Raw genomic sequence first — 22,447 nt, 5'->3', positions numbered from 1 at the left:
TCAGCCGGTGAAGCCGGTCGGGCGGATGACCCTCGCCGGCACGCCGGCGGCAACCGAGTCCGCCGGCACGTCCTTGGTCACGACCGCGCCGGCGCCGATGACGGCACCGTCGCCGATGGTGACACCGGGCACGACCGTGACGTTTGCGCCCAGCCACACGTTACGGCCGATCGTCACGGGCGACGGCTCCATGTCGGCGCGCCGGGCCGGGTCCATCGCGTGGTCGAGCGTCGTCAGCGTGCTGCCGTGCCCGATGAGCGACCCGTCGCCGATGGCGATGCCGCCCGTGTCCTGGAAGCGGCATCCCATGTTGATGAAGACGCCCTCGCCGAGGGTGAGGTTCTTGCCGAACTCGGAGTAGAACGGCGGGAAGACGGTGACCGACTCGGCCACCTCCCGACCGGTCAGCCGGGACAGCAGCGCCCGCACCTCGTCCGGCGAGCGGTAGGCGCCGTTCAGCTCCGCGAGCGTCCGCAGCGCCTCCTGCGACGCCTCGTGCATGAACGCGTGCACCTCCGAGCCGCCCTCGATGAGGCGTCCGCTGTTCACGTGGTCGAGGAACTCCTCCAGCGTCACCGCGATCACCCGGCCTCGACGGTCGCCGTGACGGGACCGCGTAGGTCGGCGATCTGCGCCGCGGCGCCCTCATCCAGGCGGCCCAGGACGACGATGCCGGGGTAGTAGGACTGGTCGCCGTAGTAGAGGACGAGGTCGTTGCCGGGGGCGTAGTAGCCGACGTCTCCCACGTCCGGGTCCGCACCGTCGGGCTGTCCGTCGAGCGAGAGCGGTGTCGGCAGCGGTCCCGTCTTCTCCACCCCGCCGTGGTCGACCATGCCGACGGTCACCGGCAGCTGTCGCAGCAGGTCCCGCGCGGCCGCACTGTCGGTGAGCACAGCACCGAAGCCCTTCTCTCCCACCGTGATCACGATCTTCATCTGGCCCTCCACGGGTTCAGTCGATTGAGCGGAAACGGATGGCGTATGCCGCGTGGTGGCGGCTGGGCTGGTTGGCGCACGGTTGGGCGCCTCCCGGGCGTCGCCGGTCTCGGCCGTCGAGCAAGAGCCCACAGCCAGGACCGACGTCAGCCCGAGGGCCGCGACCGCGCCGTGCGTCCTTCTCGACAGCAAGCCGATGCTCACAGCGTCAGCAGCACCTTGGTCGCCCGGCGCTCGTCCATCGCCGCGTAACCGGCAGCAGCCTCCGAGAGCGGCAGGGTGAGGTCGAAGACCTTGCCGGGATCGATCGTGCGGTCCCAGATGAGCTGGATGAGCTCGGGCAGGTAACGACGCACCGGCGCCGGCCCACCGAGCGTGTGGATGCCGGCGAAGAACAGCTCGATGCCGGGGATCTGCACGTCGTAGTTGACGCCGACGTAGCCGAGGTGCCCACCGCCACGGGTCGCGCCGACGGCCTGCATGAACGACTCGCGAGTGCCAACCGCCTCGACCACCGAGTGGGCCCCGAGGCCGCCGGTCAGCTCCTTGACCTTCGCGACACCGGCCTCGCCACGCTCCTCGACGATGTCGGTCGCGCCGTAGTAGCGCGCGAGCTTCTGCCTCTCGGGATGACGCGACATGGCGATGATCCGCTCTGCGCCCAGCTGCTTCGCGGCGAGGATCGCCATGAGTCCGACGGCGCCGTCACCGACGACCGCGACCGTCTTGCCCGGGCCGGCCTGCGCGGCGTCGGCCGCGAACCAGCCGGTGCCGAGCACGTCCGAGGCGGCGAGCAGTGAGGGGATGAGGTCCTCGTCCGGCTGCCCGGGGGTCGCCACGAGCGTGCCGTCGGCGTGCGGGATGCGGGCCAGCTCGGCCTGGGTGCCGATCCCGCCATGGACGAACTCGGCGTGGACGCACTTGGACTGGAAGCCGGCCCGGCAGATCTCGCACGTGTTGTCGGAGATGACGAACGACCCCACGACGAAGTCGCCCGCCTTGACCGTGCTCACCTCCGAGCCGACCTCCTCGACGACCCCGAGGTACTCGTGGCCCATGAGGGTGTGGTCGACCGGCTCGACGCCGCGGTAGGGCCACAGGTCGCTGCCGCAGATGCACGTCGCCGTCAGGCGGACGATCGCGTCCGTCGGCTCGATGATCCTCGGGTCCTCGCGCTCCTCCACCCGCACGTCGCCGGGTCCGTACATGACAACTCCACGCATCGCGTGAACTCCTTCAGCTCGCTTCTCGCGGGCAGACGCCCGCCGGGCCAACGGCCCACCACACGAGTGAACCCGCCGGCGAGCGGCCGAGGAAGTCCCTGTGGAGGCACGTACTGACAGGGCACCTCTCACGGCTCGGCCCATCCCTCGACGCGGCCTAGTCTCGAAGGCGTGGACAACCGCCAAGAGGTGCGCGAGTTCCTCATGACCCGCCGCGCCCGCATCACCCCCGACCAGGTCGGGCTGCCCGTCAGCGGTGGCCGACGCGTGCCCGGCCTGCGCCGCAGCGAGGTCGCGACCATCGCCGGGCTCAGCGTCGAGTACTACGCCCGGCTCGAGCGCGGCCAGATCGCCGGCGCCTCGGCCGGCGTCCTCGACGCGCTCGCTCGCGCCCTGCAGCTCGACGACACCGAACGCGCTCACCTGCTCGACCTCGCGAGGGCAGCGGACGGCATACCCACGTCCGGGCGCCCGCGCCGACGCGCGGCCGGCAAGCCCGCGTCCCGACCCAGCCTGCAGTGGGCCCTCGAGTCGATCCGCGACGCCGTCGCCTTCGTACGCGACCCCCACCAGAACCTGCTGGCCACCAACGCGCTCGGCCGCGCCTTCTACTCGCCCGTCATCGGCGAGGGCGGCCGCCTGCCCAACCTCGCCCGGTTCCAGTTCCTCGACCCGGCCAGCCGCGACTTCTACCCCGACTGGGAGCTCTTCGCCGGGATGTGCGTCGGCATCATGCGCTCCGAGGCGGGCCGGGACCCGCACGACCGGGGCCTGCAGGACCTCGTCGGCGAGCTCTCCACGCAGAGCGAGGTCTTCCGCCGCCTGTGGAGCGCGCACGACGTGCGCACCCACGGCACCGGCACCAAGCGCTTCACCCACCCCGTCGTCGGCGAGCTGACCCTCGCCTACGAGGAGCTCGCCATCACCGCCGAGCCCGGCCTCGTCCTCATGGTCTACACCGCCGAGCCCGGCTCACCCTCGGCCGAACGCCTCCAGCTGCTCGCCTCCTGGGCCGCCGACACCCCGAGCCCCACCACGACCACCGACAGCTCGATCCCCAACAGTCAGAAGGAAACCCATGCAGATCACCCGTAGCTCCGTCGCCACCGTCAAGGGCCCGAGCGACTGGTTCACCGGCGACGTCTACATCGACGCCGTCGCTGCCGCCCCCAGCCCGTCGCGCGTTTCGGCCAACCTCGTGCACTTCATGCCCGGCGCCCGCACCCACTGGCACCGCCACCCCCTGAGCCAGACCGTCTTCGTCACCGAGGGCGTCGGCCTCTGCCAGCGCCGCGGCGGCCCGATCGAGGTCATCCGTCCCGGCGACCGCGTCCTCTTCGAGGCCGACGAGGAGCACTGGCACGGCGCCGCGCCCACCCGGCTCATGGTGCACGTCGCCATCAACGAGGGCGACGCGGACCACGACGTCGTGCACTGGCTGACCCCCGTCACCGACGAGGAGTATGCCGCCGCCCCCTCCCTCACCGACTGACCGACCCAGCCCTGCCGCCGACACAAGCGGCCCGGAACGGGACGCCCTCAGGCGACGACCCCGGACTAGTAGGAGCGGGGCACCGCCGCGGCCAGGTCGGCGAGGGCGCGCTCGCTGAACAGCTCACGAGGGAGCACGACGGTGGTCTCCGGGCGGCGCCGATCGCGCCGCAGCAGCACCGCGTCCGAGGTCAGCCGCCGGGAGACGAACTCGCTCCACCGTGAGTGCACCGTCCCTCCCCGGCTCTGGAGCACGAGGTGGTCCGGCGTCACGTTCGCACGGATGGTCGCGCCCACCGGATACTTCGCAAGGCTGGTGGTGCGCGCCGCGTGGCGAGCCTCCAGGTAGATGCCGATGCACACGAGAAGGAAGAAGCCCGCCGCCAGAGCGACGATCCGCGACCGGGTCAGGGCCGTGAGGGCCAGCAGCAGCGCGGGCGTCAGGAGCGGGAAGAGCACGTCGGCCGACCGGGCGCGCACCCGCACGGCGGCGGCCATGACCCGCGCCTGGACCTGCTCGGTCACGACGAGCTCGAGCGGCAGCACCGGCACGGGCGCCGCGGAGGGCGCCGGCGCTTCGCCCGCACCCTCGAGGAAGGCGATGTCGTCGTCCGTGAGCAGCTCGGTCGGGAGCACGAACGAGGTGGTGCGAAGCCACGCGATGACCCGGTCCCGGGTGCGGGTCACCGACGCAGCGGAGCCGCGACCCAGGCAGAGCGTGCCGGTGACGTCGGTGACCGTCAGCTCGCCCCACGCCGTGTACCCGGTGGTGACCGTCTGGCCGATGGCGAGGCCGGAGCGCAGGCCCGCACGGATGCGGACGCACCAGTGCGTGACGATCACGACCACCGCCGCCGCCGTCACCACCACCCCGACGACCCAGCGGCCGCTCAGGCCCCAGCAGAGCAGGGCCAGGAACGCCGCGTACAGGAACCGGGTGACCGAGGTGCTCGACGCGAGCGCATCGAGGAGAAGGCCACGGAAGAGCAGTCGATAGCGGTGCTTGGTGATCGTCATGGTGCGCAGCGACCCGGGCACGGGTGCGGCGAATCGGCTCATCGACGTCCCCTGATCCTCCGACGTGTGCGTGAACGACGTTCCACGCGCTGCGGAGTCTAGGCGGCACAGCCGCTCGGCCGGACGAGAACGACGAGGGTCCTTGCCGCACATGGTCGCCCGCGGAGTCGACCGGCTAATCGATGTCGGGTGAGCCCTCGAGGGAGCGCTTGAGGGAGGCGAGGGTGTGTGACCGCTCCCGCGTCACGATCCGCGCGGCCACCGGCTTGAACGCGCGAGCCACGCCGTAGAGCTCCGCCTCAGCGGTGTGGTGGATGACCGTGGAGTCGCCGTCGACCTCGAGCAGGTAGCGCGGACGCGCCTGGGTGAGCGAGTGGCCGAAGATGCTGAACGTCTCGCTGAAGGCGAGGCGCGTCGACGGCACGTGCTCGGTCACCTCCCCGACGAAGCGACCCATCCGCGTCCGGTCGACGTACGTCGTGCCGGCCCGCACCGGCAGCGCGGACGTCAGCTCCGTGCCGCCGAACACCCCGTCACGGTGCATCCACTGCCGATAGCCGGGCAGGTCGGCCAGCCGCTCGAACACCTCGCTCGCCGGCCGACGGATCACCGTCTGCGCCTCGAACCGAATCACGCTCCCAGCCATGAAGCCTCCTCGATCGGTGCGGCGACCACTCAAGCGTAGGCAGGCCGGGGGTGATCCGCCTACAGCATCATCGGGGGCGAGTGCGGACCGCACGTCCCTGGCGCGGTGGCGATCGCCGCGCAGGGGCGAGACCCGGGACACCCCAGAGCCTCAAATGAACCCGGGACGGGGCAGCTTGTAGGGGCCCTCGATCGCGAGGAACTCGACCGGGTTGGTGACGCAGAGCCTAGGGCGGGAGGATGTTGATCACCCGGGACAGCACCACGACGAGAACGGCCAGGGAGATCATCGACTGGATCGCCATCAGTCCTTTGACGCGATGGGTCAGTGGGAGCGTGTCGGTGGGGCTGAACGCGACCACGTTGGTGAACGCCAGATAGAGGTGGTCTGGGAATCGTGGCTTCCAGTCGGGTGGCGCGAGTCCCTCGATGCCGGTTTGGGGGAACTGGAAGTCTGGATAGCGCGCGGCACCGACCCGGCGCACGTCGGGGCCGCCGCCGTCGATCTGCCAGTAGAGCAGCCCGAAGGTCACGATATTCGTGGCGAGCAAGGTGACGGCCGTGACGAGTAGCTGTGTCACGGTGGGAGGCGTCTCACCTTCGGGCGTGCTTCGCAGGACGAGTGCCACGAGCCTCACCGCGGCGCCCGTGTTCGCCACGATCAGGACGGCGACGAGCGACAGGACCAGGGGACGAGCAGCCCGGGGGACCGGCCCCGGTTTCGCAGCCACAGCGAGCAGTATCAGGACCACTGCCGCCTCGGTCGCGGGCACGACGATCGGTGGTCCTTCGCGCATTCTCGCCGGCACCAGAACCTGCGGAAGGATGACGACGACGAGAGCGACCAGAGGCCACACGTACGTCTCCGGCGCGACACCCATCTGTCCGGAACCGGCGCCGCGTGGTGGCCCCGGCTGGGGATCCGGCGACGGCTCGTTGGGCATGGGCCCATCATGCGCCAGCCGATGTCGGTCGTCAGCAGATCTGGGTGGACCCGAATGGCGACGTGCGGCCCTTCGCCGCCAGTCGGCCTCTCCGTTGGCTGCATCTTCGGTTGGGCCACCAACCGTCGTCAGCGCCTGACGCCACGGTCGTCACGCGGCTCGGCTGACCTCGCTCAGTAGGCGACGCCGATGTGCGCTCGGTGGTGGACCGGGCGGTCGATCTCGTCGACGATCGCCGAGGCGAAGTCAGCGCCGGATATGAAAGAGCCTCCCTCGGCGTCGAACAACGCGACATCATCACCGACCCGGAAGCTGCCGGTACGCTCGCCCGCCGCCCACGCGCCGTAGCCGCCCGCGGGGCTGACGAAGACCCAGTCCAGCCCTTCGGGCGCCTCCTCGGCCAGCAGGACGCGGGTCGCCTCCCCTTCGAGAGCCTCGTCGCGGAACTGCTCGGGGATGTCCCCCTCGACGAAGCGTGGCGCCCCTGGAGCCGGACGCAGCGAGCTGAAACCGCCGACCTGGACATACCGCGCGCCAGCCGCGGCCGCCTGCTGCGCGAGACCACGGTAGACCTCTACGAGTCGCCCGGACATGTCTCCACGCGGCGACAGCGCCGCCACGACCGCGTCGGCGTCCGGGACGAGCCGCCCCGCGACCTGCTCGACGTCGCCGGTCTCGTACCGAACGCCCCGCACCAGGTCCTTCGGCTCGGTCCGGCTCACCGACACCACCTGATGACCGCGCGAGGCTGCCTCTCGGACGACGTTGGCACCGGTGTAGCCGGTGCCTCCGAAGACCACGATCCTGGTCATCAGATGCTCCTCGCGTTGGGCAGGTTGGTTGAGCCTTCAAATCTACAGCGGCGCCCCGGGGTAAAGGACTGCGGATCACCGAACCCACGTCATGATCCGCGGTCGACAACGGCCCCCGAATTCTGCACGCAGCGCGTTCGCGCATCCCGGGCGCGCTACAGGGCGTCCCGGAGATGCGTCACTGCGCTGCCTGTCAGGCACATCTCCATGGCACGAGTCGGGATCAGCCCTGTATGTCGCGCAGCGCACAGACAGCCCCGAGCCCCCGGCGCACTCTCAACTCATGAACACGAAGAACCACCGTCGCGGGCATGCGCGAACGGGTCTGCGTTCTCTGCGGTCGCAACCACTTCGACGCCTCGGTACATCCAGACCGAAGCTCGGGCGAGAACACACCCTTCCACTTCATTCCCTGGGGCGCCGGAGGAGGCGGGGGCATCTTCTGAATCGCCACCGACAACATCGGCGACGCGCCTGAACGCTGGCGCTGCATCCCCAGGTGATGCAACCGTTTCACGGGATGCTGCACCATGATTCGCGTGTCGGGAAGGAGCAGACGAGGTGTTCGGACATGTGAAACAGGTCGGATTCGTCGGCGTCAGTGACCTGGATGCCGCCGAGCGGTTCTACGGTGGCGTTCTCGGCCTCGATCTCGTCGACGCGCGACCGTTTGCGTTGGTCCACGACACGCCCACCAGCCAGCTTCGCATCACAGCCGTGGAGGAGGTCCGCACAGCGCCCTACACGGTACTGGGGTGGATCGTCGCCGACCTGGACGGCGAGATAGACCGGCTCACCGCGGCTGGCGTCACCTTCAACCGCTACGACGGCATGGCCCAGGACGACCGCGCTATCTGGACCGCACCCGACGGCGCCCGGGTCGCCTGGTTCCACGACCCCGACGGCAACAACCTCTCCCTGCAGTCCTGAGCATTCTGCGACACGAGCGTCGCGCCCACGCGCCCCAGCGGTCGCCGCGGAACCCGTCGTAGGGTCGGAGCGTGGAACCGGGACAACCGAGTCGGACGGCGGTCTTCGTCTGTCAGGGCCGTGCCGTGGCCGACGGGCGAGCAGGGGTCGAGCCGTTCGCTGACCCCGTCGCCGAGCGGCTGTTGTCCGAGGCGGAGCTCGAGCCCGTCCGGCTGGCTCGACGCGGTGAGCTCCCCGACGACGGCCGCGCCCGGTTGGTGGTGCAGTCGGTCAGCGCCTGCGCCGCGGTGATGGCGCCGCGCACCGTGCTCATCGACACCGCGGTGAGCAGGACGCTCGAGCAGAGCGGGGCCTGGCAGGTCGTCCTTCTCGGCGCCGGGCTGGACGGCCGGCCGTGGCGCCTGCCCGCGTTGCGCGGGATCACGGTGTTCTCGCTCGACCACCCCGCATCCCAGGCCGACCTGCGCCGTCGAGCCGAGACCCTTCCTTCCCCGGTGTGCGACCTGAGGTTCGTGGCCGTGGATCTGACCCATGAACCGCTCGGTCCGCGGTTGGCCGCCGCCGGGCACGACCCGCTCCGGCCCACGGTGTGGATCTGGGAAGGCGTCATCCCCTACCTCTCGCGCCCGCAGGTCACCGCCACCCTCGACGCCCTCACCGGCATCTCCGCCGCCGGCAGCGTCCTTGTCGCGCAGTACCAGTCGCGCTCCCTGTCGGCACAGGTGGGGCGGCGCGTGGCCGGACTGGTCTCCCGCCTGTCGGGTGCCGTGTCCCCGTTGGCCGGCGAGCCCTGGCGGTCGCTGTGGTCCGAGCGACAGATCTCCCGGCTCCTGGCCGATCGCGGCTGGGTCGTCGACAGCGATGTCAGTCTGCTCGAGAGCACGACTCGGTGCGACACCCCGCACGCCAGTGCCGGATCACTCGCCAACGGTCGAGTCGCCGTGGCTCGACTCGGAGCGCGATCGAGCTGACGAGCGGTGAGTCCGCTGGAAAGTCGCTGGGCAGAGCCCGCAGACGACCGGTTCGTCCACCGCACCTGCGTACCGTGTAGGCACCGCTCCTCCCTCCCGTGAAGGGGTCCGCACCATGACGGCACCGACCGCGGCGGCCATCGGCCCCGCACGCACCGCCCGACCGGGCTGGCTGCCGCCCCGGTGGCTCGTCGTCACCGCGGTGCTCGTCCTCGCCCTCGTGCTGACCGACGCGGTGTCGCAGGCCGTCGTGCCCTTCATCCGCCGCGACGACTGGCCCTTCCTCCTGCCGCCGCACACCCCGTTCGCCACGAGCGTCTACGCCAAGAACCTCTCCGAGGGCCGCTGGCTCAACTGGGCCTGGTGGGTCGGCGTGGGCCAGCACAGCACTCCGCTCACGGCGTCGCTGACGTACGTGACGGCATACGTCGTCTTCGTCGCGGGCCTGTGGCGCGTGCTGCGTCCGGTCGACCGCGCGCTGCACTGGGCGGTCGACGCGCTCCTCGGCGTCACGGTCTTCGCGTCGGCGCTCTGGGTGCAGCTGCTCTACTGGCCCGGCACCCTGACGCCGTCGGTCCTCATCGCGGCCGCCGCGGTGTGGACGCTGCCGTGGGCCTCGCGCACCCGGCCGAGGCTCGCGGTGTGGCTCCTGCTCGCCACCGTCCTGACGACCCTGACCTACCCGCCGGTGGGCGTCGTCCTCTTCCTCGCCGCCGTCGTCCAGCTGCGGACCCGCCCGTGGAAGGACGTGCTGCTGCTCGCCGGCGGTTACGTCGTGGCGTACGCCGTGGGCGTCGCCGTCATCTACGGCCTCAACGGCATCTTCTTCGGGCACCTCGGCCTCAAGATCGCCGCGTGGCGACACCCCAACCCGATCCACGACCTGCACACCCTGCGGGTCAACGCCGGCCGGTTCGCGCGCGAGGCGCTCCGCCTCGGCTCCGCGCTGTGGATCGCCGCCCTCGTCGGGATCGTCGCCGTCGTCGCCGCCTGGCTCGACCGCACGATCCGGCCGTTGCTGGTGCGCCTCGTGGCCGGGCTCGCGGTCGTCGTCGCGCTGAGCGCAGCGCAGACCGTGGTCACCGGCGTCGTCACCGACCCGCGCGGCGAGCTCTGGGCGTGGATGGCCGTCCTCGTCCCCGCGGCCCTGCTGCTCGGTGGCGCCGGGTGGTCGCCCCGCATCGGGATCGCCTGCCTCGCCGCGCTCACCGTCTTCGGCGTCCTGACGTGGCGGGCCAACATCGGCGCCCACCAGCAGACCCGGAGCGAGTATGCCGCCCTCGTCGACCGCGCGACCGTGCCGGGGCCGTCGGGCACCCGCCGCCCCGTCGTGCTCTACCAGGACCCGGCGCAACGAGCCACGAGCAAGGGCTCGATCATGGCCGGCACGCTGCGGATGATGGTGCGCCAGGCCCAGGGCGGCGTCGTGCCGCGCTGGTGCGCGCCCGCGGAGTGCGTGCGCATCAAGGCGGCCGGGACGCAGGTCGCCGACCTCGGGTCGGTCGTCGGCGTCGTCGTCCCGCCCCCACCGGCCTGGATCTGAGACCGGCCGACGGGGACGCGTCGACTACTTGACGGAACCCGCGGTGAGGCCGCCGACGAGGTGCTTCTCGATGATCGCGAAGAGGATGACGACCGGCACGACGGCGATGACCGACGCCGCGAAGAGCTGGTCCCAGTGCTGCTCGTAGCCGGTGATGTAGGCCCGCATGCCAACGGTCAGCGGCTTCTTGTCGTCGTCGATCATGAGCGTCAGGGCCACGACGTACTCGTTCCACGCCGCGATGAACGTGAAGATCGTCGCGGTGACGAGGCCCGGCAGCGTCAGCGGCAGCATGACCCTGCGCAGGATCTGCCACCGGCTCGCACCGTCGAGGGCCGCCGCCTCCTCGACCTCGAGCGGGATCGAGGAGAAGAAGCCGTGCAGGATCCAGATCGCGAAGGCGAGGTTGAACGCCGCGTTCGTGAGGATGAGCGCGCCGTAGGTGTTGATCATGTTGAGCTCGAAGAACTGCCGGTAGAGGCCGACGACGAGCGAGGTGGGCGCGAACATCTGGGTCACGAGCACGAGCAGCAGAAAGAGACCGCGCCCCGGGAAGCGGTGCCGCGCCGTCATGAAGGCCGCGGGGATCGCGACGAGGATGACGATCACCGTCGAGCCGGTCGCGACGATGAGCGAGGTCTTGAGCCAGTTGAGGAACCGCTCGTCGCCGAGGATCTGGGCGTAGGTGTCCCACTGCCAGACCTTCGGCAGGATGCTCGGCGGCGTGCTCTTGACGTCGCTGCTCGTGCGCAGCGAGTCGAGCACCATGACGAGGTAGGGCGCGATGAAGACGAACGCGACGAGCGCGCCACCGATCGCCATGAGGATCCGCTTGCGCCGCTTGGGATCCCGGTTGTATGCCGTGGGGTTGCCTTGCGGCGCAGGCGTGCCCGCAGCGCTGGGCGCAGGAGCCGTCGTCGTGCTCATCGGCTCGTCTCCTCGCGCCAGTTGATGATCTTGAGGTAGATGCCGACGACGACGAGGATCAGCAGGACGTTGAAGATGCCCGCGGCCGCCGACATGCCCACGTCGTGCTCCTGGCTCTTGAAGGCCAGCTTGTACATGAACGTGATCGTCGTGTCGTGCAGGTAGCCCGGGTTGCGGTCGTTGAGGGTGTAGATGATCGGGAAGCTGTTGAAGACGTAGATGACGTTGAGCACCGTCGCGATCATGAGCGCCGGGCGCATGAGCGGGAGCGTGATGTTCCAGTAGCGCTGCCACGGGCTCGCACCGTCGACGGTGGCCGCCTCCATGACGTCGTCCGGGATCGCACCGAGGCCGGCGATGAAGACGAAGATCGTGAAGGGCAGCGACACGAAGACGCCCACGACCACCATCGAGAACATCGTCCAGCTGTCGTCACCGAGGAAGTCGATGGGCGTGCCGATGACGTGCAGGCTCAACAGGATGTGGTTGATGATCCCGTAGTTGTAGTCGTACAGCAGGACGAAGAGCTGGCTCGTGATGACGAGCGAGGCCGCCCACGGGATGATGACGGCCCACCGGACGAAGCGTCGTCCCGGGAAGCTCTTCACGAGGAACTGGGCGAGCGCGAGGCTCAGGACGATCGTGATCGCCACGACCGCGACGACCCACACGACGGTGTTGCGCAGCACGGTGCCGAGGTCGGGGTGCTCGAGCACCTTGACGTAGTTGTCCCAGCCGGCGTCACCCTTGCGCAGTCCGGTGATGGAGTACTCGCCGCGCGAGGCGTCGAAGAGCTTGATCGCCGGGTAGAGCACGACGCCGAGGATGAGCGCGAGTGCCGGCGCGAGCCACAGCAGCGCGACGAGGGGGTGGACCTGGCCGATGCGTCCCGCACGGCGCCGACGACCGGCGCGGGACGGCATACGCGAACGACGGTCCCCCGACCCCGCCACGGGGGCGGGATCGGGGGACACCGTGGTGCTGTCGCTCATCGGGGCTGGTGCCTCAGCCGCCGCTCTCGGCGGTCCGCTGCAGACCGTCGAGGGTGGCCTTCGGGGAGCCGTTCATGGCGCCACCGAGGTTCTGCTGGACGGCGAGCTTGACCTTGTCCCACGTGGGGTCGTCGGTCGGCGTGAGCTTCGCGTTGGGCAGCGTGTTGAGGTAGACCTGCAGCGCCTTCTCGTTGGAGAAGTACGCGACGCCCGACTTCGTGACCGGGAGGAAGCCCTCGGCCTTGATGAAGGTGTTGACCTGGTCGGGGGTGTAGTAGAGGTTGTAGAAGGCCTTGACCGCCTTCTCGTTGCCCGGCTTCTTGAAGGCCATGAGGTAGTCGGTGACACCGAAGGTCTTGCTCTCGGTCCCGTCGTTGGACGGGAACGGCGCGACGGCGTAGTCGACCTTCTTGTCCTTGTCGAGGTCGGCCGCGAGCGGGCTGAAGCCGATGACCATGCCGGCGGTGCCGGACTTGAAGAGGTCGAAGGCGTCGGCGCGGTTGGTGCGGGCCGGGTTGTTCTGCGTGACCTTCTCGTCGGCGAGCTTCTTGAGGAAGTCGAGGGTCGCGACGTTCTTGTCGGAGTTGATGACCCAGTTGCCGTCGGTCTTCCAGTCGCCGCCGTTGTTGAACAGCCACATGGAGAACTCGCCCTGAGCCTCCTCGGGGCCGAGCGGGAGGGCGTAGCCGACCTTGCCGCCACCGAGGGCGGTGATCTTCTTGGCGTCGGCCTCGAGCTCGGTCCACGTCTTCGGCGGCGCGGCGATGCCGGCCTGCTGGAAGAGCGTCTTGTTGTAGAAGAAGGCGCGGGCCGAGGACAGGTCGGGGAAGCCGTAGAACTTGCCCTGGTAGGTGCCGTACTTGACGAACGTGTCGAGGATGTCGTCCTTGACGACGGCCGGGAGCACCGCGTCGGAGTCGTAGAGCAGGCCGTCCTTCGCGTAGCTGGCGTACGCGTTGAGGTTGAGGATGTCGGGGGCCTGGTTGTTCTGGATCATCGTCGATGACTGCTGGTCGATGTTGTCCCAGCTGACGACCTGCACCTCGAGGGTGTATCCGGTCTTCTCGTGGTACGTCTTGGCGAAGGCGTCCCAGAACGCCTTCGTGTGGTCCTTGGAGTACTCGGCCGCGACGAGCTTGATCGTCTTGGCCTCCTCGGCGGTGCCGCCGGCCGTGCCCCCCGGTGCCGTACCGGCACCTGTCCCTCCGCCGCATGCGCCGAGGGCGAGGCCTGCGATGGCCAGCCCCGCGACGACCACAGACTGCTTCGTCGACCTCATGTCTCTCCTTGGTTCGGTGCCGGACGTGGTGGCAACGTGATCACGCGCCGACCCGGTCACACAATTAGGCCAACCTAGAGGGGCGTCTTTGCCATCCGCAAGAGCAATTCTGACTGGATGTTCATCAATTCGATCACAATCACGCAAGGGGGCGTCGATCGGTCAGACCTGGTGAATCTCGACACCGGCCTCGCGCAGCGCGTCCACCTCGTCGCGGTCAGCGCCCACCGTAGTGACGAGGTGGTCGATTCGCTCGGCGGGACAGATCGAGGCGAAGGTCCGCACTCCGAGTTTGTCACCCGTGGCGACGCAGATGACCTGTTTCGACCGTTCGATCATCGTGCGGATGATGGCGGCCTCCTCCTCGTGCCGGCACGTGGCGCCCTCGCGGGCCGACAGACCGTTGACGCCGACGATGGCGACGTCGAGCCACAGCTGCTGGAGCACGAGCGTCGCGAGCGGCCCGGTGACCTCGTAGGACTCGGGCCGCGCGACGCCGCCGAGCGAGACGCACTGGACGTGCGGCCGGAGCACCGCTTCGGTCGCGATGTTGAGGGCGTTGGTGACGATCGTGATCTCGCCGTCGGCCGCGAGGTCCTCGCGCGCCGTGATGGCCCGTGAGGTCGCGGTCGTCGTCGTGCCGCCGTTGAGGCCGATGACCTGGCCGGGCAGGACGAGCGCGGCCGCCGCCTCGGCGACCCGCGTCCGGTCGTCGTCGGCCATGCTGCTGCGGTAGCGGTAGGGCAGCTCGTAGGCGACGTTCGTCGCGACGACACCACCGTGGTTGCGGGCCACGAGCTGGCGTTTGGCCAGCTCCGAGAAGTCACGCCGGATGGTGGCCTCGCTGACGCCGAGCAGCTCGGAAGCCTCGCCGACGCCGAGGCGGCCGGTCGTGGCGAGGCGGTCGAGCATGATCGACCAACGGCTGGCGCGGTTGCGGGCGAGATCGCTCTCTTCGGTCACGCGCTGACGATACCGCGCAGTTCGAGCAATGGACATGTGCATCTCTGCGCGTTTACGCTGTGTTTCGCGCAAACACAATCACCACCGTCACGGCGAGAGCCGTGTGACCGCCGAACCGTCGGGAGCCACCATGCCGCAGACCACGCACCTCGCCCAGGAGATCGCCACGCAGCCGGACGACTGGGAGCGCGTCGTCACGCGCCTCGACGACGTCGCGCGACACCTCCCGCGGCCCGGTGAGCGGGTCGCGACGATCGGGTGCGGCACGTCGTGGTTCATGGGTCAGGCGTATGCCGCCCGCCGCGAGGCCCTCGGCCAGGGCCCCACCGACGCGTATGCCGCCTCCGAGCACCAGCTCGCGCGCGGGTACGACCGCGTCGTCCTCATCAGCCGCTCCGGCACGACGACCGAGGTCATGGCCGTCGTCGAGGAGCTGCGCGCCTCGGGCACGCCGCACGTGTCGATCGTCGCGACGGCCGGCACCCCGGTGGCCGAGCGCTCCGACGCGACGGTGCTGCTCGACGACGTCGACGAGCAGAGCGTCGTGCAGACCCGCTTCGCCACGACGACCCTCGCGCTGCTGCGCGCCTCGCTCGGCGACGACCTGGGTCCGGTGGCCGAGCAGGCCCGAGCCGTCCTCGCGGAGGACGCGTCGGCGGCATACGGCCACCTCGCGCTGGCGGAGCAGGTCACCTTCCTCGGGCGCGGCTGGTCCAACGGCATCGCCAACGAGGCCGCGCTCAAGCTTCGCGAGTCGGCGCAGTTCTGGTCGGAGTCCTACCCCGCGATGGAGTACCGCCACGGACCGATCAGCATCGCGGCGCCGGGACGGGCCGTGTGGGCGTTCGGTGAGGTGCCGGAGGGGCTGCCCGAGCAGGTGCGCGCGACCGGGGCCCACTTCGAGCACCGCGACATCGACCCGCTCGCCGACCTCGTGCGCCTGCACCGGCTGTGCCTCGGCAAGGCCGACGCCGCCGGCCTCGACCCCGACGCCCCCCGCAACCTCACGAGAAGCATCGTCCTCACCTGACACCGTCGAGAGGCCAAAGTCTGCGGGTCTCGGCGACTCGAGAGGCCAAAGTTCGCGACGCACTTTGGCCTTTCGACGTGCGCCCACCCGCGAGCTTTGGCCTCTCGACGGTTGGGGAGCGGCCAGACGTGGCGGCCTTTCTACGGTCAGTGGAGGGCTAGGAGCTGCATCAGGCGGGCGGCCTCGTCCGTCACGGCGTCGCGGGCTGCGCCGAGGTACTTCCTCGTGTCGACCGTCGGCGACGCCGCGAGCCGCTCGGTCATCGCCTGCGTGAAGACCTGGTTGAGGTGCGTCGCGATGTTGACCTTGGTCATCCCGGCCCGCACCGCGGCCACGAGCCCCGCGTCGGGCACCCCGGACGAGCCGTGCAGCACGAGCGGCACCGGGACCGAGCGGCCCAGTGCCGCAATGAGATCCGTGTCGAGCTGCGCCGTGCGGTCGGTCATCGCGTGGCTGCTGCCCACGGCCACCGCGAGCGCATCGACGCCCGTGTCGGCGACGAACCGGGCCGCGTCGTCCGGGTCGGTGCGCACGCCCGGCGCGTGGACGCCGTCCTTGCCGCCGACCTCCCCGAGCTCAGCCTCGACGCTGACCCCGGCCGCGCGGCAGAGCTCGACGACGCGACGGGTCACGGCGCGGTTCTCGTCGTCAGGCAGCGTCGAGCCGTCGAACATCACCGACGTCAGCCCGAGCCGGACCGCCTCCTCGACGAGCGAGACGTCCTCCGCATGGTCGAGGTGGACGACGACGGGCTGCGCACACGCGTCCGCGATGGCGAGCGTCGCCGCCGCGATCGGCGCGAGCGACCCGTGGTAGCGCACGCAGTTCTCGGAGATCTGCATGACGACAGGCAGCCCGACGCGCTCGGCCGCCGCGGCGTAGGCCTCGGCGTGCTCGAGCTGGATGACGTTGAAGGCCGCCACGGCACGGCCGGCGGCTGACGCCTCGGCGAGCAGGGGCGTCAGGGCGGAGCGGGTCACAGACGGATCTCCTCGATCTCGACGGTGGGGAGCAGACGGGTGACGTCGGCCGGGTCGACGGCGCCGGCGACGGGTTGGAGCACGGCCGCGGCCGACCAGGCGACGCCGCGGCGAAGGACCGAGGCCCACGCCTCGGGCCCCTGCGGCAGGTCGCCGTCGCCGTCGAGGTCGGCCGCGAGCGAGGCCGTCAGGGCGTCGCCCGCGCCAGTCGGGTTGCCCGAGAGCGGACGCGGCAGGTGGGCCCGGAGGGCGACGTCGTCGTGGACGAGGACGAGGCCGTTCGTGCCGTCGCTGATGATCGCGGCACGGGCGCCAGCGGCCACGAGGGCGCGGGCGGCCCCGGGCACGGACGGCACCTCGCCGCGGCCGAGCCCGGTGAGGGTCTGGGCCGCCTCGACCCGGTTGGGCTTGACGAGGTCGGGCCGCATGGCGAGAGCGCGCGACAGGGGAGCGCCGCTGACGTCGAGGACGATGCGGAGACCCGCCTCGTGGGCCAGGCGGGTGACCCGGCGGACGAGGTCGGGATCGGTGCCCGGCGGGAAGCTGCCCGACACCGTCAGCGTCGACGCCTCCGGGGCGAGCGCCTCGATCTCGTCGGCGACGCGGTCCCACACCCGCTGCGACTGCCCGATGCCGGGCTCGTTGAGCAGGGTCACCCGGCCGCTCGCCTCGACGACAGCGACCGACCGGCGCGTCGGGCAGGGTGACGGGACGAGCCGGTGCGGCACCCGGCGGGCCCCGAGGTCGGAGGCGAAGAGGTCGAGGTCCATCTCGCCGACGGGCGCCACCGCGACGGACCGGCAGCCCATCGACGTCAGCACCGCAGCGACGTTGAGCCCCTTGCCTCCGGCACGTTCGCTGACGGAGGCGACGCGATGGGTCTCGCCGAGCGCGACGAACGGGACGGCATACGTGATGTCGAGCGCCGGGTTGGGCGTGAAGGTGACGATCATCGACCGACGAGGTCCAGGGCGATGGTCGCGGCGCCGAGCGAGCCGGCGCGGTCGCCGAGGGCGGCGGCGCGGACGGCGACGTCGTCGCGACCACCGAGGCGGGCCGTGAGGGCCGTGCGCAAGGGCTGGAGCAGAGTGTCGCCGGCGTGGACGAGCCCGCCGCCGATGAGGACGAGCTCCGTGCCGGCGGCCGCCACGACAGGGGCGACCATGATGGCGAGCGCGTCGATGGCCTCCTGCCAGATGCGTCGGGCCTCGGGCTCCCCGGCCTCGGCGCGGCGGGCGACCTCCTCGGCGTCACCGACGAGCCCGGTCGCCTCGGACCAGCGGCGCCCGATGGCGCCGGCGCTCGAGAGCGCCTCGAGGCAGCCGCGCTGTCCGCACGCGCAGAGCGGGCCGTCGGGCACGACGACGATGTGGCCGATCTCGCCGGTCCACAGCGAGCCGGTGACGACCTGGCCCCGGCAGAGGATGGCACTCGCGAGACCCGTGCCGAGCGGCACGAAGAGCACGTTGTCGGCCTCGCGCGCGGCTCCGAGGCGGTGCTCGGCGAGCAGCCCCGAGCGCACGTCGTGGCCGATGGCGACGGGCACGTCGACGTGGGCGGCGATGCTGCCGCGCAGGTCGAGGTCGCGCCAGCCGAGGTTGGCCGACCACACCCCGATGCCGGTCACGTCGTCGACGAGCCCGGGCACGGCGACCCCGACGGCGAGCAGGTCGACGGCCTCGTCGACGCGGGCCGTCAGCTCGACGACGGCCTTGGCGGCGACCTCGCCGAGCTGCTCGCCGACCTTGTCTGGGGTCGGGCGGACGGCCTCGGCGAGCACCTGGCCGTCGGGGGTCACGAGGGCCGACTTGATCCGGGTGCCGCCGACGTCGATCCCGACCACTGCTTCGCGCATCACGACGCGCATTCTATGAGCATTACTGCACGGTTGAACACCTGATCGAGCACATTTGGACACCTGGGTCGCAGCGCGGGCACGCCGCACAGCCTGCCACTCGCAGCTCTGCGCCGCTCGCGAAGTCGCTCAGCGCAGGTAGAGGGCCCGGGCCGGGCACAGCTTCACCGCCGTGTCGGTCGCCGCCCTGCCGTCGTCACCGACGACCCGGTCGTCCGCGACGACCGGGTAGCCCCACTCGTCGAGGGTCACCCCCGCGAGCAGCTGCGCGCAGACGCCGTGACCCGAGCAGGCGACGCGGTCGACGGCCAGGTGCCGCTCGCGGACGAGCCCGAGGCGCCGGCGCGTGTGGTCGGCGCCGTCCTCGGTCGCGCGCTCAGCGGGCACGTCAGTGGGCGTGGACATCGGTCCCCCTCGGGGCGGTGCGGAGCTCGGCAGCAGGGCAGCGGCCGGCGCGGTGCTGCTCGAGGTGGTCGGCGAAGACGCGCAGCGCCGACCCGGCGAAGCCGGCCACGCCGTCGGGGAAGCGGCACGCTCCACGGCCGGGCAGCAGCCCGACCCGGGACACGACGCGGTCGTATGCCGTCCGGTCACCTCCCGCGACCAGCGCGCGCCAGTCGGTGGCGAGGGCGGGCAGCCCGAACATGCACGGACCGCACTGTCCGGCGGACTCGCCCGCGGCCCAGGTGAGGCAGCGGTCGACGAACTCGAGCGGGCAGTCGCGGGGGTCGAGTGCCTCGACGACGCCCGGCCCGGTGCGGGCGCCGACCCCGGCGAGGTCGGCGTCGGACCAGCGGAGGCCTGCCACGTGGGCGGCCGCGACGAAGGTGCCGCCGAGGCCGCCGACGAGCACGGCCGGCGAGCCGTCGGGCAGGCCGCCGGCGAGGTCGAGCAGGTCGCCCAGCGGAGCGCCGGCAGCGGTCTCGACGACGACGCCGCGAACCGACGGGGTGCTGACGGCGACGAGCCGCGGCCCCGGCTGGTCGGGCGTGCCGAACGACCGGAACCACGCAGGACCGTTGCGGGCGACCTGCGCCGCCCGCCAGACGGTCTCGGCGTTGAGCACGACGGTCGGGCTGACCCGGCGACCCTCGGAGTCACGACCTCCGCGCACGAACGGCTGCCGCTTCGTCAGCGGACGTGCGAGACCGCCCTGCGCGAGCGAGATGAGCGCCGACTCCTCGGAGGAGACGTAGCGCGGCGGCACCGCGAGCACCCGCAGCCCGGCCCCGGCGAGACGGCGCGCGGTCTCGGAGCCGCGGTGGGCGGCATACGTGACCGGGGCACCGTCGGCGACGAGGGCGGCGCCGTCGACGAGCTCGGCGAGGCGGTGCTCGACGACCCAGGTGTCCTTGGCGGCGCCGAGCTCGCCGTCGCAGGCGTTGACGACGAGGCGGGCGCCGTGGGCGTGCGCGGCTGCGACCTTGGTCGCCGTGCTGAAGGCCGCGCCGCCGCGGCCGGTGAGGCCCGCCTCGGCGAGCAGGGACGTGAAGGTCATGACCACTCCTGGGCTGCGACGGCGACGCGACGTTCGCGGTCGCCGTGGGTGGAGGTGTAGCGCCAGGCGATGGCGGAGACGCCGACGACGGCGCAGGCTGCGGTCGTGCCGCGGAGGAGCAGCTCGCCGCTCGTGCCGAGCGCCAGGCCGTGGACGATCGCCATCGGCCAGAGCGCGTAGGAGAGCAGGTGCACGCGTCGCCACGTGCGCTCGGCGAGGCGGTGCCGCAGGGCCGAGGTGACGCCGACGGCGAGGAGGAGGTCGAAGGCGAGCGTCCCGAGCCCGACCCACAGCGCCTCGTAGCCCGACGTGAACGGCAGGACCGCCGACACGAGGTCGATGGACACGTACGTCTCGGCGATCGCGGTCGCGATGTGCGCGAGGAGGAAGACGCTCGTGCCGAGCGAGAGCCACCGGTGCAGGGCCATGACGATCGTCGCCGACTCGCCCGTGGGGCGCCGCCGGCCGGACGTCACGAGGCCGAGCACGACGACGACGGTGAGCAGCACGATGCTGACGACGCCGGTGGCGCGCGAGACGTACCAGAGCAGCTCGTTCATCAGGCAGCCCTCCGGGACACGTCCGGCCAGCCGGCGGTCGTGACGACACGACCGTCGACCGTCTCGAGCCGCGCCGGGATGCCTTGTCGGGTCAGCCAGTCCGCGGCGTCGGTGCCGAGCACGACGGCGGCCGTCGAGGCGGCGTTCGCCTCGAGGCACGTCGCTGCGGCGCACGAGACCTGCGACCAGACGACGGGCGCGACGCGGCCGGTCCGGGGGTCGACGATGTGGTGGCGCGGGCCGTCGTCGGTCTCCCACACGCGCAGCTGGGTCGACGACGTCGCGACGGCCTGGCCGGTGCTCGTGACGACCTGCCGTGTGGCCCCCGACGCGTCCTCGATGCCGATCGCCCACCCGTGGGGCGGTAGGTCACCGGCGACCGCGACGTCGCCTCCGAGGTTGACGGCGAACCCGCCCGGCAGGGACTCGGCGAGGAGCGCAGCGACGGTGTCGGCGGCATACGCCTTCGCGGTGGCGCCGAGGTCGAGCAGCGTGCCGGGCGCGACGGAGACGCGGCGCGCGGAGACGTTCAGGTGCACCGTGTGCCAGTGCGGCACGCGCGCGACGCGCACCTGGTGGAAGCCGGCACGGCGGCGCACGACGTCGAGGTCGTCGTCGTAGCCCTCGGCCGCGAGCGCCGACCCCACGGTCGGGTCGACGAGACCGCCGGTGAGGCGCGCGACGCGCAGCGCCGCCTGAAGGTATGCCGCGAAGGTCGGAGACACGAACGCCTCGGCGGGTGCCCGGCGGGCCCGCTCGGCCAGCAGGCTGACCTCGGAGTCGGGGCGGAAGCGACTCACGGCGCGGTCGACCTCGCGCAGGTGCCGCTGGGCGATCTCGACGGCGTCGGCAAGGACCTCGGGCCGGGTGACGAGGACCGAGTTCGTCGTGCCGATGGCCTGGAAGGTGCTCGCCACGACGTGAGGGCTCGCGACGGTGTCCATCACGACCCACCCGAGCTCGTCTGGGCCTGGACGTTGCTGCCGCTCACGGGGGCAACAGCGCTGAAGCCGGAGCTCGAGCTCGAGTCGTCCGAGCTGCTCGAGTCGGACGAGGTGTCCGACGAGCCCGACGAGCCGGACGAGCCGGACGAGCTCGCCGCGTTCGACGAGGTCGAGTCGCTCGTCCCGGACGAGGTCTGCGTCGCCACGGTCTGGGTCGCGTTCTGGGCGTCGGCGAGGTGGATGCCGATGGCGCCGACGAGGACGGTGGACGCGGTCAGCAGACCGGCGGTCCAGAGTCGGGCTCGGCGCAGGGCGCGGGGGAGGGTGCTCATCGGGGGCTCCTTCGGTGGGGATGACTCCACCGTCGCGAGCACCCCTGTGCGCCTCCTGTGCCGTCGCCCTGCCTCCCCGATGACTTGTGCGGCCCCGCGTGACGCCGGCACACGGCATACGCAAACGGCTTGCGGCCGAAGGCGATCGGGACGACGCTGCGCTCATGGCCCTGGGAATCCACAGCATCACGTTCGACTGCGCCGACGCGCGCGCCCTGGCGACGTTCTGGGCGGACCTGCTCGGCTGGAACGTCTTCTACGACGACGACCCGGAGGTGGTCGTGGCCCCCTCCTTCCCCCACCCCGGCATGGGGCTCCTCTTCATCCCGGTGCCCGAGGGCAAGACGGCGAAGAACCGCATCCACCTCGACCTCGAACCCGACGAGGGCACCCGCGATGACGCCGTCGAACGGGCCCTGGCCGCGGGTGCCGCCCTCCTCGCGGACCACCGCAAGGAGGACGGCACCGGCTGGGTGACGATGACCGACCCCGAGGGCAACGAGTTCTGCATCGAGCGCGGGGAGGCGGAGCGGGGTCTCCGCGCGTCCGCGACCTACCGGATCGGCTGACCGCGCG

At 71.3% G+C, this 22,447-nt stretch carries 26 protein-coding genes; 7 read left to right on the top strand and 19 right to left on the bottom strand.

Translation table 11 applies throughout. The annotated features are described in order from the left end of the window. The 3 genes from ASH01_RS20730 to ASH01_RS20720 form a co-directional block, all read right to left on the bottom strand. A complete protein-coding gene (locus ASH01_RS20730) occupies positions 1 to 576 on the bottom strand; it encodes a sugar O-acetyltransferase (protein WP_056780899.1) in 576 nt (191 codons plus the stop codon). Between the two features lie 5 nt (positions 577 to 581). Further along, positions 582 to 935, bottom strand: coding sequence for a cyclophilin-like fold protein (locus tag ASH01_RS23765; protein ID WP_082620051.1), 354 nt, complete (start codon positions 933 to 935; stop codon positions 582 to 584). A 200-nt stretch (positions 936 to 1,135) separates the two neighbouring features. Next, positions 1,136 to 2,158: a zinc-dependent alcohol dehydrogenase family protein gene (locus ASH01_RS20720; RefSeq protein ID WP_056780675.1), complete on the bottom strand. Its 1,023-nt coding sequence runs from the start codon at positions 2,156 to 2,158 to the stop codon at positions 1,136 to 1,138. Positions 2,159 to 2,329: 171 nt separating this feature from the next. Between ASH01_RS20720 and ASH01_RS20715 the strand changes: the two genes are divergently transcribed. After that, on the top strand, positions 2,330 to 3,253 hold the full coding sequence (locus tag ASH01_RS20715; RefSeq protein WP_056780673.1) for a helix-turn-helix transcriptional regulator: 924 nt from the start codon (positions 2,330 to 2,332) through the stop codon (positions 3,251 to 3,253). Then, positions 3,237 to 3,650, top strand: a complete 414-nt coding sequence (locus tag ASH01_RS20710) for a (R)-mandelonitrile lyase (protein WP_056780670.1) — start codon at positions 3,237 to 3,239, stop codon at positions 3,648 to 3,650. The genes ASH01_RS20715 and ASH01_RS20710 overlap by 17 nt, the downstream gene beginning before the upstream one ends. A 65-nt stretch (positions 3,651 to 3,715) precedes the next feature. Here the strand turns inward: ASH01_RS20710 and ASH01_RS20705 are convergent, their stop codons facing one another. The 4 genes from ASH01_RS20705 to ASH01_RS20690 form a co-directional block, all read right to left on the bottom strand. Next, complete coding sequence (locus tag ASH01_RS20705; protein ID WP_156415690.1) at positions 3,716 to 4,708, bottom strand: hypothetical protein; 993 nt, start codon at positions 4,706 to 4,708, stop codon at positions 3,716 to 3,718. 133 nt (positions 4,709 to 4,841) lie between these two features. After that, positions 4,842 to 5,312: an SRPBCC family protein gene (locus ASH01_RS20700; protein ID WP_082620050.1), complete on the bottom strand. Its 471-nt coding sequence runs from the start codon at positions 5,310 to 5,312 to the stop codon at positions 4,842 to 4,844. Positions 5,313 to 5,538: 226 nt separating this feature from the next. Then, entirely contained in the window at positions 5,539 to 6,255 is a 717-nt protein-coding gene (locus ASH01_RS20695) for a hypothetical protein (RefSeq protein WP_235509683.1), read from the bottom strand. A 173-nt stretch (positions 6,256 to 6,428) separates the two neighbouring features. After that, on the bottom strand, positions 6,429 to 7,067 hold the full coding sequence (locus ASH01_RS20690; protein ID WP_056780658.1) for an NAD(P)-dependent oxidoreductase: 639 nt from the start codon (positions 7,065 to 7,067) through the stop codon (positions 6,429 to 6,431). A gap of 561 nt (positions 7,068 to 7,628) precedes the next feature. Here ASH01_RS20690 and ASH01_RS20685 point away from each other — a divergent pair. The 3 genes from ASH01_RS20685 (at position 7,629) to ASH01_RS20675 (ending at position 10,511) form a co-directional block, all read left to right on the top strand. Beyond that, positions 7,629 to 7,997, top strand: a complete 369-nt coding sequence (locus tag ASH01_RS20685; protein ID WP_056780655.1) for a VOC family protein — start codon at positions 7,629 to 7,631, stop codon at positions 7,995 to 7,997. A gap of 71 nt (positions 7,998 to 8,068) precedes the next feature. Next, positions 8,069 to 8,968, top strand: coding sequence for a class I SAM-dependent methyltransferase (locus ASH01_RS20680; RefSeq protein ID WP_056780652.1), 900 nt, complete (start codon positions 8,069 to 8,071; stop codon positions 8,966 to 8,968). Between the two features lie 115 nt (positions 8,969 to 9,083). After that, entirely contained in the window at positions 9,084 to 10,511 is a 1,428-nt protein-coding gene (locus ASH01_RS20675) for a hypothetical protein (RefSeq protein ID WP_056780649.1), read from the top strand. Between the two features lie 24 nt (positions 10,512 to 10,535). Here ASH01_RS20675 and ASH01_RS20670 read toward each other — a convergent pair whose 3' ends face one another. The 4 genes from ASH01_RS20670 to ASH01_RS20655 form a co-directional block, all read right to left on the bottom strand. Then, positions 10,536 to 11,438 carry a carbohydrate ABC transporter permease gene (locus ASH01_RS20670; RefSeq protein ID WP_056780646.1) on the bottom strand — a complete coding sequence of 301 codons (903 nt, stop codon included), beginning with the start codon at positions 11,436 to 11,438 and terminating at the stop codon, positions 10,536 to 10,538. Beyond that, a complete protein-coding gene (locus tag ASH01_RS20665) occupies positions 11,435 to 12,430 on the bottom strand; it encodes a carbohydrate ABC transporter permease (RefSeq protein WP_235508551.1) in 996 nt (331 codons plus the stop codon). Before ASH01_RS20665 ends, ASH01_RS20670 begins: the two co-directional genes overlap by 4 nt. 13 nt (positions 12,431 to 12,443) lie before the next feature. Next, positions 12,444 to 13,709: an extracellular solute-binding protein gene (locus ASH01_RS20660; protein WP_235508550.1), complete on the bottom strand. Its 1,266-nt coding sequence runs from the start codon at positions 13,707 to 13,709 to the stop codon at positions 12,444 to 12,446. Positions 13,710 to 13,871: 162 nt separating this feature from the next. Further along, positions 13,872 to 14,672 carry a DeoR/GlpR family DNA-binding transcription regulator gene (locus ASH01_RS20655; protein ID WP_082620049.1) on the bottom strand — a complete coding sequence of 267 codons (801 nt, stop codon included), beginning with the start codon at positions 14,670 to 14,672 and terminating at the stop codon, positions 13,872 to 13,874. 130 nt (positions 14,673 to 14,802) lie between these two features. Here ASH01_RS20655 and ASH01_RS20650 point away from each other — a divergent pair, with 130 nt between their 5' ends. After that, positions 14,803 to 15,702 carry an SIS domain-containing protein gene (locus ASH01_RS20650; RefSeq protein ID WP_056780888.1) on the top strand — a complete coding sequence of 300 codons (900 nt, stop codon included), beginning with the start codon at positions 14,803 to 14,805 and terminating at the stop codon, positions 15,700 to 15,702. A 146-nt stretch (positions 15,703 to 15,848) separates the two neighbouring features. On the opposite strand, the gene ASH01_RS20645 is transcribed toward ASH01_RS20650, so the two are convergent. The 8 genes from ASH01_RS20645 to ASH01_RS20610 all read right to left on the bottom strand — a co-directional run bounded on the left by ASH01_RS20645 (position 15,849) and on the right by ASH01_RS20610 (position 21,871). Further along, entirely contained in the window at positions 15,849 to 16,682 is an 834-nt protein-coding gene (locus ASH01_RS20645) for a class II fructose-bisphosphate aldolase (protein ID WP_056780639.1), read from the bottom strand. Further along, positions 16,679 to 17,635 (bottom strand): 1-phosphofructokinase family hexose kinase, encoded by a 957-nt coding sequence (locus ASH01_RS20640; RefSeq protein ID WP_056780636.1) that lies wholly within the window; start codon positions 17,633 to 17,635, stop codon positions 16,679 to 16,681. The genes ASH01_RS20645 and ASH01_RS20640 overlap by 4 nt, the downstream gene beginning before the upstream one ends. Continuing rightward, positions 17,632 to 18,537, bottom strand: coding sequence for an ROK family protein (locus ASH01_RS20635; protein ID WP_235509689.1), 906 nt, complete (start codon positions 18,535 to 18,537; stop codon positions 17,632 to 17,634). The genes ASH01_RS20640 and ASH01_RS20635 overlap by 4 nt, the downstream gene beginning before the upstream one ends. A 129-nt stretch (positions 18,538 to 18,666) precedes the next feature. Next, complete coding sequence (locus ASH01_RS20630; protein ID WP_082620047.1) at positions 18,667 to 18,942, bottom strand: ferredoxin; 276 nt, start codon at positions 18,940 to 18,942, stop codon at positions 18,667 to 18,669. Next, entirely contained in the window at positions 18,926 to 20,035 is a 1,110-nt protein-coding gene (locus ASH01_RS20625) for an NADH-ubiquinone oxidoreductase-F iron-sulfur binding region domain-containing protein (protein WP_056780882.1), read from the bottom strand. Before ASH01_RS20625 ends, ASH01_RS20630 begins: the two co-directional genes overlap by 17 nt. Next, on the bottom strand, positions 20,032 to 20,595 hold the full coding sequence (locus tag ASH01_RS20620; protein ID WP_056780632.1) for a ferric reductase-like transmembrane domain-containing protein: 564 nt from the start codon (positions 20,593 to 20,595) through the stop codon (positions 20,032 to 20,034). The genes ASH01_RS20625 and ASH01_RS20620 overlap by 4 nt, the downstream gene beginning before the upstream one ends. Then, the gene (locus ASH01_RS20615; RefSeq protein ID WP_056780630.1) at positions 20,595 to 21,539 is read right to left on the bottom strand and encodes an FAD:protein FMN transferase; all 945 of its coding nucleotides are present in this window, start codon (positions 21,537 to 21,539) and stop codon (positions 20,595 to 20,597) included. The genes ASH01_RS20620 and ASH01_RS20615 overlap by 1 nt, the downstream gene beginning before the upstream one ends. Then, positions 21,539 to 21,871 (bottom strand): hypothetical protein, encoded by a 333-nt coding sequence (locus ASH01_RS20610; RefSeq protein ID WP_056780628.1) that lies wholly within the window; start codon positions 21,869 to 21,871, stop codon positions 21,539 to 21,541. Before ASH01_RS20610 ends, ASH01_RS20615 begins: the two co-directional genes overlap by 1 nt. A 164-nt stretch (positions 21,872 to 22,035) precedes the next feature. Here ASH01_RS20610 and ASH01_RS20605 point away from each other — a divergent pair, with 164 nt between their 5' ends. Beyond that, complete coding sequence (locus tag ASH01_RS20605; protein ID WP_056780625.1) at positions 22,036 to 22,440, top strand: VOC family protein; 405 nt, start codon at positions 22,036 to 22,038, stop codon at positions 22,438 to 22,440. Positions 22,441 to 22,447 lie beyond the last annotated feature (7 nt).

The organism is Terrabacter sp. Soil811 (genome assembly GCF_001429655.1).
GTDB lineage: Bacteria > Actinomycetota > Actinomycetes > Actinomycetales > Dermatophilaceae > Terrabacter.
The sequence above is the reverse complement of the archived record's forward strand: the minus strand, read 5'-3'. Positions and strand labels throughout refer to the sequence as shown.